This is a genomic window from Paraburkholderia sp. GAS38, from assembly GCF_050434965.1.
Classification (GTDB): Bacteria; Pseudomonadota; Gammaproteobacteria; order Burkholderiales; family Burkholderiaceae; genus Paraburkholderia; species Paraburkholderia phenazinium_A.
In genome coordinates, this window is the sequence record NZ_JBNDJO010000002.1 from 591,015 (window position 1) to 604,811 (window position 13,797).

The 13,797-nt window shown below is 65.1% G+C and carries 12 protein-coding genes; 9 read left to right on the top strand and 3 right to left on the bottom strand.

The genetic code is table 11. The annotated features are described in order from the left end of the window. Positions 1–13 precede the first annotated feature (13 nt). The 7 genes from P3T42_RS06755 to ftsB all read left to right on the top strand — a co-directional run bounded on the left by P3T42_RS06755 (position 14) and on the right by ftsB (position 9,540). A complete protein-coding gene (locus P3T42_RS06755) occupies positions 14–802 on the top strand; it encodes a TatD family hydrolase (protein WP_074299854.1) in 789 nt (262 codons plus the stop codon). 153 nt (positions 803–955) lie between these two features. Then, on the top strand, positions 956–3,727 hold the full coding sequence (locus P3T42_RS06760) for a ComEC/Rec2 family competence protein (RefSeq protein ID WP_429305519.1): 2,772 nt from the start codon (positions 956–958) through the stop codon (positions 3,725–3,727). A 66-nt stretch (positions 3,728–3,793) separates the two neighbouring features. Beyond that, positions 3,794–4,597, top strand: a complete 804-nt coding sequence (locus tag P3T42_RS06765) for an alpha/beta fold hydrolase (protein WP_074299850.1) — start codon at positions 3,794–3,796, stop codon at positions 4,595–4,597. Positions 4,598–5,003: 406 nt separating this feature from the next. Beyond that, a complete protein-coding gene (locus P3T42_RS06770) occupies positions 5,004–6,665 on the top strand; it encodes a CTP synthase (protein ID WP_074299848.1) in 1,662 nt (553 codons plus the stop codon). Beyond that, positions 6,662–7,516, top strand: coding sequence for a 3-deoxy-8-phosphooctulonate synthase (gene kdsA / locus P3T42_RS06775; RefSeq protein WP_074299846.1), 855 nt, complete (start codon positions 6,662–6,664; stop codon positions 7,514–7,516). Before P3T42_RS06770 ends, kdsA begins: the two co-directional genes overlap by 4 nt. 168 nt (positions 7,517–7,684) lie before the next feature. Next, positions 7,685–8,968: a phosphopyruvate hydratase gene (gene eno, locus P3T42_RS06780; protein ID WP_074299844.1), complete on the top strand. Its 1,284-nt coding sequence runs from the start codon at positions 7,685–7,687 to the stop codon at positions 8,966–8,968. Between the two features lie 125 nt (positions 8,969–9,093). Further along, positions 9,094–9,540, top strand: coding sequence for a cell division protein FtsB (ftsB, locus tag P3T42_RS06785; protein ID WP_429305520.1), 447 nt, complete (start codon positions 9,094–9,096; stop codon positions 9,538–9,540). A gap of 41 nt (positions 9,541–9,581) precedes the next feature. On the opposite strand, the gene P3T42_RS06790 is transcribed toward ftsB, so the two are convergent. The 3 genes from P3T42_RS06790 to P3T42_RS06800 form a co-directional block, all read right to left on the bottom strand. Beyond that, on the bottom strand, positions 9,582–9,968 hold the full coding sequence (locus P3T42_RS06790) for a hypothetical protein (protein WP_074299840.1): 387 nt from the start codon (positions 9,966–9,968) through the stop codon (positions 9,582–9,584). Between the two features lie 113 nt (positions 9,969–10,081). Next, positions 10,082–11,032, bottom strand: coding sequence for an Hsp33 family molecular chaperone HslO (gene hslO, locus P3T42_RS06795; RefSeq protein ID WP_074299837.1), 951 nt, complete (start codon positions 11,030–11,032; stop codon positions 10,082–10,084). A gap of 50 nt (positions 11,033–11,082) precedes the next feature. After that, positions 11,083–11,607 carry a gamma carbonic anhydrase family protein gene (locus P3T42_RS06800; RefSeq protein ID WP_429305521.1) on the bottom strand — a complete coding sequence of 175 codons (525 nt, stop codon included), beginning with the start codon at positions 11,605–11,607 and terminating at the stop codon, positions 11,083–11,085. Positions 11,608–11,812: 205 nt separating this feature from the next. Here P3T42_RS06800 and P3T42_RS06805 point away from each other — a divergent pair, with 205 nt between their 5' ends. Both P3T42_RS06805 and P3T42_RS06810 read left to right on the top strand, forming a co-directional pair. Next, positions 11,813–12,709 (top strand): ferritin-like domain-containing protein, encoded by an 897-nt coding sequence (locus P3T42_RS06805; RefSeq protein WP_429305522.1) that lies wholly within the window; start codon positions 11,813–11,815, stop codon positions 12,707–12,709. 153 nt (positions 12,710–12,862) lie between these two features. After that, positions 12,863–13,747, top strand: a complete 885-nt coding sequence (locus P3T42_RS06810; RefSeq protein WP_074299831.1) for an alpha/beta fold hydrolase — start codon at positions 12,863–12,865, stop codon at positions 13,745–13,747. The last annotated feature ends 50 nt before the right edge of the window (positions 13,748–13,797 follow it).

Genomic DNA, 13,797 nt, shown 5'->3' on the forward strand with positions numbered 1-13,797 from the left:
CGGGGCCGCGAGCATGTGGATCGATACGCACTGCCACCTCGATGCGTCGGAATTCGACGCGGATCGCGACGCGGTGGCCGCGGCTGCCCGCGAGTCCGGGGTGGGGCGCATCGTGATTCCGGGCGTGGCGCGCGAGAACTTCGCGACGGTGCGCGAACTGGCGCATCGCGTGGCAGGCGGCGCCTATGCGCTCGGGATTCATCCGCTGTTTACGCCGGGCGCGCAGGACGCGGATCTCGACGTGTTGCGCATGGAGATCGAAGCGAGTCTCGACGATCCGCTGTTTGTCGGTCTTGGCGAGATTGGCCTCGATTACTTCGTGCCGGGCCTCGACGATGCGCGCCAGCAATTCTTCTACAACGAGCAACTGAAGCTCGCGCACGAATTCGCTCTGCCGGTGATTTGCCATGTGCGCAAGTCGCAGGATCAGGTGCTCAAGGGGCTGCGCAAGCATCGCGTGCATGGCGGCATCGCCCATGCGTTCAACGGCAGCTTTCAGCAGGCGCAGGCGTTTATCGATCAGGGCATGCACCTTGGCTTCGGCGGCAACCTGACCTTCGAGCGTGCGTTGCAGATCCGGCGTCTCGCGGCGCAATTGCCGCTCGATGCCCTCGTCGTCGAAACCGACGCCCCCGATATTTCCCCCTCCTGGCTATACCGCCAACGCAATACGCCGGACCAGATTCCCGCCATCGGCGCGGGGCTCGCGCAACTGCGCGGCATCGGTGTAGATGAGCTTGCCATAGGCACAACGGCTAACGCTCACGCCGCGCTGCCGCGGCTCGCGCTTTCGTCTGCATAATCTCTCCAGTGGTTCACGCCGGGCGGAACCCGCGCCCGGCAGTTCGTCTGAAATAGCTTTCTGACCTGAGTCTGATGGTGACGCCCGGCGGCAGTCGGGCGGCGCGCCTGGCTGTGGCGGTTTGGCAGTTGACGGTCAGCAGGTGGAGGGCGAATGCGGGCAGTGTGGGGTGGGTTTGCGTTAGGCGTGATCGCTTTGCAGCAGCAAGCGGCGTTGCCTGAGTGGCGTGGGTGGCTGGTGCTGTTGCTTGTGATGAGCACCGCGTTTGTGTGGGCCGTTTGGGCAATGCGTGGTCGAGCGCGCTGGCGGATTCGCAGCGGTTGGTGCGCGGTTTGGGTAGCTGCCGCTTGCGCCGGTTTCGGCTATGCGGCGTGGCGCGCCGACCTGCGTCTTGCGGTGAGCTTGCCGGGTGCGTGGGAAGGTCGTGACATCGAAGTTCAGGGCGCCGTTCATGGTCTGCCGAATCGCGACGACAAGGGCGTACGTTTCCTGTTCGACGTCGACTCTGCCGCTGCGCCGATTGCGCATTTTCCCCGCACGATCCAACTGTCGTGGATCGACGAACAAGGCCCTCCGCCGCCGGTGCTGGAACCTGGCGCGCGCTGGCGGCTGACGGTGCGGCTCAAGCGTCCTCATGGCAACGCGAATTACGGCGTGCGCGATGCCGAAGCGGGCCTGCTGGCGCGCAATGTCCGCGCCATGGGTTACGTGAGCCAGCCGGAGACGGCACGAAGGCTTGCCGGATTCGCACACGGGTGGGGTGTCGGCGTGGACCGTTGGCGTGCCGCGCTGCGTGCGCGCATTGACACCGTACTGGCCGACGCGCCGCATCGCGGCATCGTGGTGGCGCTGGCGGTCGGCGCGCAGGACGAAGTCAGTGCCGCCGACTGGACGCTGATGCGCGCCACCGGCACGAGTCATCTGGTGGCGATCTCCGGGCTGCATATCGGCTTCGTCGCGGGACTCGCCGGATGGCTCGCCGGCGCGCTGTGGCGTCGCTCCTGTTTCGTGGGGCGCAACTGGCCGCTGAAGATCCCGGCGCAGAAGGTCGCGGTGTGTGCGGGGGTGCTGTTTGCTGCGATGCACGCCGCGCTCGCCGGGTTCAATGTGCCGGCGCAGCGCGCGCTGTGGATGGCGGGTGCCGTGGCGCTGGCGTTTGTCAGCGGGCGTAGCGTGGCGCCGTCGTGGGTGCTGGGCTGGGCGTTGGGTCTGGTGCTGTTGCTCGATCCGTGGGCGGTGGTGTCGGCGGGGTTCTGGCTGTCGTTTTGCGCGGTGGCGGCGATCGTGTATGCGATGTCGGGGCGGCCGCGTGTGCGGGATGATGAAGGGCATGACGAGCAGGATGCTGAGGCTGGGTTGGGGGCGCACGGCGGTACGGGCGCGGACTCGGGCGCTCGCTTCAATGCACCTGCCTGCGCGCAAGTGACGGCACAACCCAACGTGGACTCCATTGCACACCCTGGCGCGGAGGCGAGCGGACCCCTGAGCGCGCTTCCGACTACGCTATCAAGCCGCGTGCCCTTTCGGCGCTTCGCCGCGCGCATGCTCGCCGCATTGCGCGTTCGCGCCCGGGCGTTTGCGGCACGCTTGCGCAGTGCCGCACAGGTGCAGTTCGCGGTGACCGTCGCGCTGGCACCGCTGACCGTTTACTGGTTCTCGCAGATTCCCCTGATTGGGCCGCTCGCCAACGCGTTTGCGATTCCCTGGGTGAGTCTCTTCGTGACGCCCGCCGTACTGGCGGGGGTCGCTTTGCCCATGCCGTTCGATGCCTACGCATTTCACGCCGCTCACGCACTGCTCGAACTGCTGGCCGCTGGTCTGCAGACGCTCTCGGGCGTCAGTTGGGCGCTCTGGCGTGTGCCGCAGCCAAACGGCTGGGCGTTGGCCGCGGCCGCAATCGGCGTCGCGTGGTGCCTCGCGCCGCGCGGCTGGCCGTTGCGCTGGGCGGCACCGCTGACCTGGTTGCCGCTCCTGTTGCCGCCTCCGCCCGGTCCGCCGCCCGGTGCGTTCAGGCTGACTGCGCTCGACATCGGCCAGGGCTCGTCGATCCTCGTGGAAACCGCGCATCACGCGTTGCTATTCGATGCCGGGCCCGGACCGGAATCGACGCATGCGGGCGAGCGGGTCGTCGTGCCGTACCTGCAGGCCAACGGCGTGTACAGGTTGGACACGATGGTGATCAGCCACGCCGATTCCGATCACTCGGGCGGCGCGCCGGCCGTACTCGAAGGTGTTGAGGTGCGCCAGTTGCTGGCTGGGCTCGCGCCTTCGAATGGGCTGTGGGACAAGGCGCGCGCGGTTGGCGCCGATACCGTGCGCTGCGCGGCGGGTCAGCACTGGCAGTGGGATGGCGTCGAGTTCAGCATGCTCTGGCCGGATCCGGGGCCGTTGGAGGGCAAGCCGAATGCGCATTGCTGCGTGTTGCGCGTCAGTACCGCGGGTGCGCTTGCTACCAGTGGCCCCGCGATGTCCGCAGCCAACACGGTCAACACGGCAGCCAGCGCGGACAACGCCGTCCCCACGCCTCATCTCGCCGCCCTGCTGGCCGCGGACATCGAAGCCCCGGTCGAGCGCATCCTGCTCGCGCGCGACCGTGCAGCCTTGTCCGCGCAGATCCTCCTCGTGCCGCATCACGGCAGCAAGACCTCCTCGACCGAGCCGTTCCTCGACTCTATCGAGCCGCTGGTCGCGGTATTTCAGGTAGGCTATCGCAACCGTTTTCACCATCCCAACCCGGGCGTCTTCGAGCGCTATCTGGCGCGGCATATCGAACTGGCGCGCAGCGACGAGGACGGCGCGGTGCAAATCCTGGCCGGCAGCGACTCCGCCCAGGACCCGCCCGCGCAGGGCAGCCCGGCGCCGCGCGCGACGCTCTGGCTCGAACGCTATCGCAGCGCGCATCACCGGTACTGGATGGATCGATGAAAGCCGCATGCGCCGCAGCCGGCCGTGCCCCCAGGCTCACAGAATCAGGAACGGAGACAGCAGCACTTGAAAAACATCATCCATTTCTCGCACGCGAACGGTTTTCCCGCGTCGACCTACCGGACCATCTTCGCCGAGCTCGCCGACGACTACGACGTGCGTTTCATCGAACGCATCGGCCACGACACACGCTTTCCGGTGACGCAGGACTGGCCGCATCTGGTCGAACAGTTGCTCGACGACATCAGCCGTTCCTATGAGCAGCCGGTGTGGCTGGTCGGCCATTCGCTGGGTGGTTATCTGTCGCTGATGGCCGCGCTGAAGAAACCGCAGTGGGTGAAGGGTGTCGTGATGCTCGATTCGCCGGTGATCGCCGGCTGGCGCAGCAGCATGCTGCGCGTGTCGCAATGGACCGGGCTCGACGAGCGCCTCTCGCCGGCGGCCGCGACGCGCGCGCGGCGCACCCAGTGGGCGAGCCGCGACGAAGCCTGGCGGCACTTTCATTCGAAGGCCGCCTTTGCACGCTGGGACGAGCGGATGCTGTCCGACTATATCGACTTCGGCATTCCGCAGAGTTCGCCGGACGGCACGCGCACGCTCGCGTTCGATCGCCGCACCGAGTACCGGATCTACAAGACCTTGCCGCACACGCTCGGCTCGCGGCTCGCCCGCGGCGCGCCGGTGCCGGTCGGGTTCATCGCCGGGACGCATTCGAAGGAAATCCGTCAGGCCGGACTGGACGCCACGCGCCGTGCAACCGGCGGTCACCTCGAGTGGATCGAGGGCAGCCATCTGTATCCCATGGAAAAGCCGCTGGAAACGGCGCGGGCGGTGCAGCGCATGTTGCGTGAACTGGAGCGGCGCGCCTGAGGTGAGCCGGCCGGTTCCGAGGCCGCTGCCCTCTCAAGACGGGCGGGGTCCAACGCCGCCGCTCTCTCAACGACGGCGAGCGCGTGAATCGACGGGGAGGGTGGCGCGAGCCGCCCCATCGGGAGACCGATACGCAGGCCCGTCACGGCCATGTGTTAAATACGGTGTGAAGCTGCACATGGCGCGAAACCGGCGGTAACATGCGCGGATGGATTCATGCATGCCGCGCCGAAGCAGGATGGGCAATACATGAGCAGCAAGCGAGCAGCGCACGAGCAGCACGCGAGTCGTCAGGCAGGAGCAGGCGGCGCATAAAACGGTGCAGGATCGGTGCGGACGCCGCGCATTTTGCTGGGTTGGTACCCTGCTTTACGGTATAATCCGTTTTTCCCGCGAGCATCCAGCGATGACCAAATATGTTTTCGTCACCGGCGGCGTAGTATCTTCCCTCGGCAAGGGTATTGCCGCCGCTTCCCTCGCCGCGATCCTCGAATCGCGCGGTCTGAAAGTCACCCTCCTCAAGCTCGATCCCTACATCAATGTCGACCCCGGCACGATGAGTCCGTTTCAACACGGCGAAGTGTTCGTGACGGAAGATGGGGCGGAGACTGACCTCGACCTCGGCCACTATGAGCGCTTCATCAGCACGAAGATGCGCAAGGCCAATAACTTCACCACGGGCCAGATTTACGAATCGGTGATCCGCAAGGAGCGCCGCGGCGACTATCTGGGCAAGACCGTCCAGGTGATCCCGCACATCACGAACGAAATCCAGGCTTTCATCGAGCGCGGCGCAGCGTCTGCGACGTGCGGCGAGCCGGATGTCGCCATCGTTGAAGTCGGCGGTACGGTGGGCGATATCGAATCGCTGCCGTTCCTCGAAGCCGCGCGTCAGATGAGCCTGCGCCTCGGCCGCAACAGCGCGTGCTTCGTGCACCTGACGCTGGTGCCGTGGGTCGCGACGGCCGGTGAGCTGAAGACCAAGCCTACCCAGCATAGCGTGCAGAAACTGCGCGAAATCGGTATCTCGCCGCACGTGCTGCTGTGCCGTGCCGACCGTCCCATCCCGGACGACGAGCGCGCGAAGATCTCCATGTTCTCCAACGTGCCGGAAGACGCGGTGATCTCCGTGTGGGACGCGGACAGCATCTACAAGATTCCGCAAATGCTGCACGACCAGGGCATGGACGCGATCGTCTGCGACGAGCTCAAGCTCACGCCGAAGCCCGCTGACCTGTCCATGTGGTCGGCCATGGTCGAGAAGCTCGAACAGCCGAAGCACGAAGTCACGATCGGCATGGTCGGCAAGTATGTGGACCTGACGGAGTCGTACAAGTCGCTGATCGAAGCGCTGCGCCATGCGTCGATCCACACGTCGACCAAGGTCAACATCGAATACATCGACTCGGAAGAGATCGAAACGCAAGGCGTCGAGAGCCTCAAGCATCTGGACGCCGTGCTGGTGCCGGGCGGCTTCGGCCGGCGCGGTACCGAAGGCAAGATTGCAGCCATCCGCTATGCGCGTGAAGCCAAGGTGCCGTACCTCGGCATCTGCCTCGGCATGCAACTGGCGGTGATCGAATTCGCGCGCGACGTGGTCGGCCTGAAGGACGCGAACAGCACTGAGTTCGATCCGGGCACGCCGAACCGCGTGGTCGCGCTGATCACCGAATGGTATGACCGTGACGGCCGCGTCGAAAAGCGCACCGAAGAGTCGGACCTCGGCGGCACGATGCGCCTCGGCTCGCAACGCTGCCCGATCAAGCCCGGCACGATGGCCGAAGAGATCTACGGCAAGGACGTGAACGAACGTCACCGTCACCGTTATGAAGTCAATAACCGCTTCGTGCCCCAGCTCGAAGGCGGCGGCCTTATCATCAGCGCCCGTACTCCGAGCGAAGATCTGCCGGAAATGATGGAATTGCCGCGCAGCATGCACCCGTGGTTTGTCGGTGTGCAGTTCCACCCGGAATTCACGTCCACGCCGCGCGATGGGCATCCGCTGTTCAAATCGTTCGTCGAAGCGGCGCTGGCGCACCAGCAGTCGCTCGTCGAGGAGAAAGCATGAAACTGGGCGATTTCGAAATCGGACTGGACAAGCCGTTTTTCCTGATCGCGGGCACCTGTGTCGTCGAATCCGAACAGATGACGATCGACACGGCCGGCCGGCTGAAGGAAATCTGTGCGAAGCTGAACATCCCGTTCATCTACAAATCGTCGTACGACAAGGCCAATCGCAGCAGCGGCAAGTCGTTCCGCGGTCTGGGCATGGACGAGGGCCTGCGCATCCTGTCGGAAGTGAAGCGCCAGCTCGGCCTGCCGGTGCTGACCGACGTGCACGCGGAACACGAGATCGAGCAGGTCGCCTCAGTGGTCGACGTGCTGCAGACGCCGGCGTTCCTGTGCCGCCAGACGGACTTCATTCACGCCTGCGCGCGTTCGGGCAAACCGGTCAACATCAAGAAGGGCCAGTTTCTCGCGCCGCACGACATGAAGAACGTGATCGACAAGGCGCGTGACGCCGCACGTGAAGCCGGTCTGTCGGAAGACCGCTTCATGGCTTGCGAGCGCGGCGTGTCGTTCGGGTATAACAACCTGGTGTCGGATATGCGCTCGCTTGCGATCATGCGCGAAACCCACGCGCCGGTCGTGTTCGACGCCACCCACTCGGTGCAGTTGCCGGGCGGGCAGGGCACCAGCTCGGGCGGCCAGCGCGAGTTCGTGCCGGTGCTGGCGCGTGCCGCGGTGGCGGTCGGCGTCGCCGGGCTTTTCATGGAAACCCATCCGAATCCGGCGAAGGCCATGTCGGACGGTCCGAACGCCGTGCCGCTACATCGCATGGCCGATCTGCTCGAGACCTTGCTGACGCTCGATCAGGCCGTGAAGCGCACGCCGTTCCTCGAAAGCGATTTCAACTGATGCAGGTCCGCGCGCGGTGTCGACCCCTAAGCCGACGCGGCGCGTCTGAATCCGCTTTACACCCCGAGTTGAACCCAATGGTCGTCCAACGTGTCTGCTTAGAGGCTGCGCCTCGTACGTCAGACGCCGTTTCACCGTAAGAATCCAACGTCATTTCTTGAGGAAACCATGAGTGCTATCGTAGATATCATCGGTCGAGAGATTCTCGATTCGCGAGGCAACCCCACCGTCGAATGCGACGTGCTGCTCGAGTCGGGCACGATGGGCCGCGCTGCGGTTCCGTCGGGTGCATCGACGGGTTCGCGCGAAGCGATCGAACTGCGCGACGGCGAAGCCGGCCGTTACGGCGGCAAGGGCGTGCTGAAGGCTGTTGAGCACATCAACACCGAAATCTCCGAAGCGATCATGGGCCTCGACGCTTCCGAGCAAGCTTTCCTCGACAAGACCCTGCTCGAACTCGACGGCACCGACAACAAGTCGCGCCTCGGCGCCAATGCGATGCTGGCTGTGTCGATGGCGGTCGCCAAGGCTGCCGCCGAAGAAGCCGGCCTGCCGCTGTACCGCTACTTCGGCGGCTCGGGCGCGATGCAACTGCCGGTGCCGATGATGAACATCGTCAACGGCGGCGCGCACGCCAACAACAGCCTGGACATCCAGGAATTCATGATCGTGCCGGTCAGCCAGCCGACCTTCCGCGAAGCACTGCGCTGCGGCGCCGAAGTGTTCCACGCGCTGAAGAAGATCCTGAGCGACCGCGGCATGAGCACGGCGGTGGGCGACGAAGGCGGTTTCGCACCGAACTTCGGCAGCAACGACGAATGCCTGTCCACGATTCTGCAAGCCATCGAGAAAGCCGGCTACCGCGCCGGTGAAGACGTGCTGCTGGCACTGGACTGCGCCGCGAGCGAGTTCTACCACGACGGCAAGTACCAGTTGGCGGGCGAAGGCCTGCAACTGTCGTCGACGGAATTCGCGGACTATCTGGCGAATCTGGCCGACAAGTTCCCGATCGTCTCGATCGAAGACGGCATGCACGAAAGCGACTGGGCCGGCTGGAAGATCCTGACCGACAAGCTCGGCAAGAAGATCCAGCTGGTGGGCGACGACCTGTTCGTCACCAACACGCGCATCCTGAAGGAAGGCATCGACAAGGGCATCGCCAACTCGATCCTGATCAAGATCAACCAGATCGGTACGCTGACGGAGACCTTCGCCGCGATCGAAATGGCCAAGCGCGCCGGCTACACCGCCGTGATCTCGCACCGCTCGGGCGAAACGGAAGATTCGACGATTGCCGATATCGCCGTGGGCCTGAACGCCGGCCAGATCAAGACGGGTTCGCTGTCGCGTAGCGACCGGATCTCGAAGTACAACCAGTTGCTGCGTATTGAAGAGGACCTGGGCGATATCGCCAGCTACCCGGGCAAGTCGGCGTTCTACAATCTGCGTTGAACGCCAAGCTCAGCCGTCAGGCTTGAGCGCGGGTTTTGACCGTTGAGCCGGCTCTCTTTCGTTTCTGATTCAGCACGCCGCCCTGCGTATAGCGCAGGGCGGCGTGTATTTATTGTGCTTACTTCATGCGGCTTGTCACTGCTGTCCTGATCGTACTGCTGGCGCTGATCCAGTACCCGCTCTGGTGGGAGCATGGCGGCTGGCTGCGCGTCCATGAACTGCAAGGCGAACTGGCGCAGCAGGTGCAGAAGAACGCCGACGAGAAGCTGCGCAACGAGCGTATTGCGGGCGAAGTGCAGGATCTGCAGAACGGTACTGCGGCGGTGGAAGAGCGCGCGCGCTACGAGATGGGGATGGTGAAGGACGGCGAGGTGTTCGTGCAGTTCGTCTCGCCCAACGCACCTTTGCCGACGCCGAATAACGCCTCGGTGACGACCTCGACGCGTGGCGAGGTCTCGGCCGCGCCGGTGCGCGTGGTGCCGAATCCGGAATCGCGGGCGAAGCCGGATCGCAAGCACGCCGGCAAGGACGCGAAGGACAAGAGTTCGAAAGAGAAGAAGCCGGCGCATTGAGGCGGCAAGCCTCAATGACGCCGACGCCACTTAGTGGCACATCACCAGCCCCATCCCCAGCCCGGCGCATAGCCGTAGCCCACGCCACCACCCCAGCCGGGGCCCCAGCCGCCGCCGTAGTACCCGCCATAGACCGTCACCGGAGGCGTGTAGTAGCGCGCCCAGGCCTGGGCGGCGTTATCGGCCGCGATGGCCTGGTTCTGGTCGGCCATGACCTGCTTGTCGATGGCGTCGTAGCGCTGGCGTTCTTCTTCAGTCAGCGGACGCGTGCCGTTAGGCAAGCCGGACTGGTCGGCCGGCAGACGGCTGTAGATCGGCGACGGACCCGGCGGGTCCATCACGCAACCGGTCAGCAGCGCCGTACCGGACACCAGAGATAGCGCGACGCACGCACGAAGGGTTTGCAGTAACGGAGTAGGGTTGTTCATTGTTTTTGACCTCCATCGGTCGCACCCCTAAGCAAACCGCGAGCAGAGGGCGCCACCCATGTTCCACGATATCGCGCCGCCTTGCAGTTGTCAGGCGGCGCGATCGACCCGTCTTAATGCCGCTGGTCCGCAGCGGGAGAGACACCTTGTGAGAGCTCGCTGGCGACAAAAAGTTGCGCCACATCGACCGGATCGAACTCATAGCGCTGGTTGCAGAACTCGCAGTGAATCTCGACGTGGCCGCGCTCTTCGATCACGCTGTCCACCTCTTCGCGGCCTAGCATTTTCAGCATCGCTCCGACCTTCTCACGCGAGCAGCTACATTCGAAGCGTGCCGGCGCCGGTTCGAAATGCTGAACGTTTTCTTGCCAGAACAGGCGCCGGAAGACGGTCTCCGGCTCTTCCTTGAGCAGTTCGTCCTGCGACAACGTGCCGCCGAGCGTGCAGACGCGCTCCCAGGTGTCGACGTCGAGCTCGCCCGGATGCGGGACGATGCCGCCGTCGCCGGGCAGCTTCTGCAGCAGCATGCCGACGGCGCGTTCGGTATTGGCCGCGAGCCACAGGCGCGTGTCGAGCTGCTCGGAGTGGTGCATGTAGTGCTCGAGCACCTCCGACATCGACTTGAGCGGACCGTCGAGGCCCGACAGCGGCACGATGCCCTGATAGGGCTGCTGGCCCGGCTGCTTGACGCGCGGGTCGAGCGTGATCACGCAGCGGCCGTGGCCGCTGGCGTTGACCAGTTCGATGAGCGTCGTGTCGTCGCCGATGGTGCTGTCCGCTTCGCCGGAAAACTTGGCGGTGGCGCGCATCGAGAGATCCGAGCTGCATTGCACCACCAGCATCTTGACCGGACCGTCGCCGAAAATCTGCATGATGAGCGTACCGTCGAACTTCAGGTTCGCCGACAGCAGCGCGCACGCGGCCATCATTTCGCCGAGTATCGTGCGCACCGGCGCCGGATAGTCGCGGCGGGTCAGCACTTCTTGCCACGTATTGCGCAGCGAAACGATCTCGCCGCGCACCGGCGCTGCGCTGAACATGAATTTTTGCAACTGGTCGTTCACAACTTTTCCTCGGTCGAATGGCACAGCTCAGTGCTGCGCGTGCGGCATGCCTAGCCGATACGCACGAGCTGCGCCTTGAAAAATGCGCGCCGTTCGGCGTAATTGGCCGCGTTACGGCGCATGCCGGCGATGTCGGCTTCCGTCAGTTCGCGCACAACCTTGGCCGGCGCGCCCAGAATCAGCGAATTGTCAGGAAATACCTTGCCCTCGGTGACGACGGCGCCTGCTCCGACCAGACAGTTGCGGCCGATCACCGCACCATTCAAGACCACCGCCTGAATTCCGACGAGCGCGCCTTCCTTGATGGTGCAGCCGTGCAGCATGGCCTGATGGCCGATCGTCACGTTGGCTTCGATGGTGAGCGGGTAGCCGGGATCGGTATGCAGCACGGCGCCTTCCTGGACGTTGCTGCCCCGGCCGACCGAAATCAGTTCGTTGTCGCCGCGGATCGCCGCGCCGAACCAGATGCTCGAATTTTCCTCGAGCGAGACCTTGCCGATGATGGTTGCGGTATCCGCGACGAACACGCTCTCGTGGATGGTGGGGGCTGCATCGCCCAGCTTGTAAATTGCCATGGTGTGTCCTGTCGGTGCGGGCGTGACGGCCGTGCAAAGGCCGCGCCGTAAGCTCGAATGGCGTATTGTAAACGGTTGTGCGGATCGGCCCGCCTGATGCCGCCGGTTGGGCCGCGGCGCTCGGCGAGTCGCTGGGCGTTCTCCGGCCGGTTTCCGTTCCTTTCCAAGCCGCTTTCCTGTCTCGCCACGCTGCCAGTCCGCCACGATGAATTCCGCCGTTTCTGCTGCTTCCGACATGCCTCGCACATCGTCTGAACCTTTGTCTGAACCTTCGTCTGAACCCTTCTGTGCCCGCACCGAGGCGCTGCGCGCGCTGCGTCAGTGCGATCCGCTCGCCAAGGCCGACGCCGTGCGGGCGCTGTACGCCAGCGTGCTGCAGGGCGACGCGGCCTGCTCGCCATCCTCGCCGCTCGATGAGCCGCCCGGCCTGCCCGGACGGCCGGAACGCCCCGAACTGGTCGAGCCGCGCAAGCTCGGCCGGCGCAGCATGCAATCGCCCGAGGGGCGCGCCGTGCTGCTGCATGCGCTGGCGCACATCGAGTTCAACGCCATCAATCTCGCCCTTGACGCCGTCTGGCGCTTCGGCGGCATGCCGGCCGCCTTCTACACCGACTGGCTCAAGGTGGCGGCCGAAGAGGCCCACCATTTCTCGCTGCTGGTCGCCCGGCTTGCCGAATTCGGTCATGCCTACGGCGATTTTCCCGCCCACGATGGCCTGTGGGATATGTGCGAGCGCACACGCGGCGACGTCCTGGCGCGTATGGCGCTGGTGCCGCGCACGCTCGAAGCGCGCGGCCTCGATGCCTCGCCGCCGATTCGCGCGCGGCTGCAGCAGGCGGGCGATCACGAATCGGCGGCGATTCTCGATGTCATCCTGCGCGACGAGATCGGCCACGTGCTGATCGGCAACCGCTGGTTTCGCCACCTGTGCGAACAGGGCGGTCTCGATCCGCACAGCACCTACGTTCAGCTTGCCGACCAGTATCACGCACCGAAATTACGCGGCCCGTTCAATTTTGAGGCGCGCCGCGACGCCGGTTTCGACGAGGCGGAACTGGCCGCCCTGGCGGGGCTCGAGGAGCGGCCGCCGGCCGCGGAGTAAGCGGTCCGCCGACGGGCCGTACCTTCCCCCGTACCTACTTTTGACCACCCGGCGACCACCCGGCGCTTTCCCGCTGACTTGCGTCGCATCTTCCGTTCGCCGTCTATCTCGTTATAATCGAACGATCATTCTTTTTTCTGGCGCAGCCCGCTCATGAACACTCCCGAATCCGACTTCATCTCCGTGCGCGGCGTGCGTCTGCACGTGCGGCGCTGGGGCAATCCCGGCGCCCCGACGCTGTTCATGCTGCACGGCTGGATGGACGTCGCGGCGTCGTTCCAGTTCGTGGTGGACGCGCTCGGCGGCGACTGGCAGGTGATCGCACCGGACGCGCGGGGCTTTGGCCTGTCCGACTGGCCGGTGGCGGAGCGCGGCGGCGGCAGCTACTGGTTTCAGGACTACGTGGCGGATCTCGACGCGCTGCTCGACCACTACGCGCCGTCCGGCGAAGTGAACCTGGTGGGGCACAGCATGGGCGCGAACGTGGTTTGCCTCTATGCCGGGGCGCGCCCGGAGCGGGTCCGGCGGGTGGTGGACCTGGAAGGCTTCGGCCTCGCGGCGGCGAAGGCCAGCCAGTCGCCAAAGCGTTTGCGTAGCTGGCTCGACGAATTGCGCGAGCCGCCGCAATTGAAGCGGTACGCCTCGCTCGACGAGGTCGCGGCGCGTCTGACGAAGACCAACCCGCGCCTCGCGCCGCAGCGCGCACGCTTTCTGGCCGAGCACTGGTCGAAACCGGACGGCGCGGGCGGATTCATGTTGCAGGCGGATCCGGCGCACAAGCTGCGCAGCCCGCTCCTGTATCGCCTCGACGAAATCATGGCGGTCTGGGCCAACGTTCGTGCCAAGGTGCTGCACGTCGAGGCCGCCGGCTCGCCGACCCTCGCACAGATTGCCGGCGACGTGCCGCTCGACGAGTTCAAGGCGCGTTTCAGCGCGTTTCCCAACTGGCGCGAAAAGATCATCGAGGGCGCGGGTCACATGGTCCACCACGATCAGCCGGAGCAGGTTGCTGCGCTGATCGAGGGATTTTGCGCATAATATTTTTACCTTGCCGAATATCCCGCAAAGGATTGCGCGTCATCGAATCG

Excerpts from the sequence above, each read along its gene's own strand:
- P3T42_RS06810 (WP_074299831.1), top strand. The coding sequence starts at position 12,863 with ATGAACACTCCCGAATCCGACTTCATCTCCGTGCGCGGCGTGCGTCTG.
- P3T42_RS06755 (WP_074299854.1), top strand. The coding sequence starts at position 14 with ATGTGGATCGATACGCACTGCCACCTCGATGCGTCGGAATTCGACGCG.
- ftsB (WP_429305520.1), top strand. The coding sequence starts at position 9,094 with ATGCGGCTTGTCACTGCTGTCCTGATCGTACTGCTGGCGCTGATCCAG.
- P3T42_RS06790 (WP_074299840.1), bottom strand. The coding sequence starts at position 9,968 with ATGAACAACCCTACTCCGTTACTGCAAACCCTTCGTGCGTGCGTCGCG.
- eno (WP_074299844.1), top strand. The coding sequence starts at position 7,685 with ATGAGTGCTATCGTAGATATCATCGGTCGAGAGATTCTCGATTCGCGA.
- kdsA (WP_074299846.1), top strand. The coding sequence starts at position 6,662 with ATGAAACTGGGCGATTTCGAAATCGGACTGGACAAGCCGTTTTTCCTG.
- P3T42_RS06805 (WP_429305522.1), top strand. The coding sequence starts at position 11,813 with ATGAATTCCGCCGTTTCTGCTGCTTCCGACATGCCTCGCACATCGTCT.
- P3T42_RS06760 (WP_429305519.1), top strand. The coding sequence starts at position 956 with ATGCGGGCAGTGTGGGGTGGGTTTGCGTTAGGCGTGATCGCTTTGCAG.
- P3T42_RS06800 (WP_429305521.1), bottom strand. The coding sequence starts at position 11,607 with ATGGCAATTTACAAGCTGGGCGATGCAGCCCCCACCATCCACGAGAGC.
- P3T42_RS06770 (WP_074299848.1), top strand. The coding sequence starts at position 5,004 with ATGACCAAATATGTTTTCGTCACCGGCGGCGTAGTATCTTCCCTCGGC.